Source organism: Tritonibacter scottomollicae (assembly GCF_003003215.1).
Lineage (GTDB): Bacteria > Pseudomonadota > Alphaproteobacteria > Rhodobacterales > Rhodobacteraceae > Epibacterium > Epibacterium scottomollicae.
Window position 1 is genome coordinate 1 of record NZ_PVUF01000061.1, and the last position, 1,465, is coordinate 1,465.

Consider the following 1,465-nt stretch of genomic DNA (forward strand, 5'->3'; position numbering starts at 1 on the left):
CCGGTAGTAAGTCTGAGCCGTCACACCGATTTGCCGAACGGCTTCCTGAACCGAGCTCCCTTGCCCTTGCAGCACCTCAACCTGTCGCAGCTTCAGCACGATGTCCTCGGGCTTCTCTCGTTTGCCTGACATCTCGTCGTCCTCCTGAAAACGGGATATTCCTATCCCAAAAGGTGGACCACTTCAGTGGGGGCACTCCACCCCGGCACCAACCTTTGATCATGAGCGCTTCGGGCCAGCCCGCGAGCGGGTAGGAGACCTCGGCCAATGGCACGAGACCAAGAGAGATTTGCCCAAACTGGCCCATCTAATCCTGTGCGGGCGGGCAATGGCACAGCAACACCCCCTGCCCTCCGCTTACTTGTCCGCCTGCTCGCGCGCCATGCCGCAGAAGAAGATGCTGCCGAGATGAGGAAGGGCCCAGAACAAAAGGACTGATCCATGCCAGCCACTGCCCCTCTTCGCGCTGCTATCTATGCCCGCTATTCCACCGACAAGCAAAAAGAGACCTCCGTTGAGGACCAGTTCCGTCTCTGCCGCCGCCACTGCGACCAAAAGGGGTGGCAGGTCACCCAAGTCTTCGCCGATCACGGCATCAGTGGCACCACCAGCCAACGCCCTGATTACTTGCGCCTTTTGCAAGCCGCAGAGCGCGGCGAAGTCGACATTATCGTGGCCGAAAGCCTCAACCGCCTGTCGCGGGATCAAGCCGACACCGCGTCTTTGTTCAAGCGGATGAGCTTCTTCGGGGTTCGCTTGCACACTGTCGCAGATCAGGACTTGGACGAGTTGAAGGTCGGAGTCGGCGGTCTCGTCTCCGCACTCTATATTAAGGACATCGCTCAAAAAACCCGCCGAGGCTTGGAGGGCCGTGTTGTTGCGGGCAAGTCTGCCGGAGGCCTCAGCTATGGCTATCGTGTAAAGCGAGAGATCCGCGCGGATGGAACGGCCACCACCGGTGATCTGACCATCGAGCCTTCGGAGGCCGAAGTCGTGAACCGGATTTTCCAAGAATACGCCGCGGGGCAGTCCGCGCGCGCCATTGCCTCGGCCTTGAACGCCGAGGGCATCGCCGCCCCGCAAAGCGGCAAAGGCACCGGAACTTGGAACCCCTCGACGATTTCAGGGAACGTGAAGCGTGGCACCGGCATCCTCAACAATGAGCTCTACGCTGGTCGACGAGTCTGGAACCGGCTGACCTATGATCGCGACCCCGACACCGGCAAACGACAGTCACGGCTAAACCCCCCGTCGAAATGGAAGACAGAGACCGTTCCCGACCTGAGGATCGTTGACGACGCTCTTTGGGGTCGCGTCAAGGCCCGCCAGGACGACGTGCGGCAAGCCATGAACCCAGCTGGGATCCTGACAGACCGCCCACGACCGGAACGAGCGCGCCGCCCGACCTATCTGCTGTCCGGCCTCCTTCGCTGCACCTGCTGCGGCGCCAGCTACACTTTGATCA

Annotated in this window: 1 protein-coding gene and 1 pseudogene; one reads left to right on the top strand and one right to left on the bottom strand. The window is 61.0% G+C overall.

What is annotated here, in order from left to right:
* A pseudogene (locus tag CLV89_RS23125) lies at positions 1-132 on the bottom strand (IS3 family transposase); the annotation flags it as partial.
* A 309-nt stretch (positions 133-441) separates the two neighbouring features.
* On the opposite strand from CLV89_RS23125, the gene CLV89_RS22240 reads away from it, so the two are divergent.
* Positions 442-1,465: recombinase family protein (locus CLV89_RS22240; protein ID WP_133166792.1), on the top strand; the 1,024-nt coding region annotated here is incomplete at its 3' end.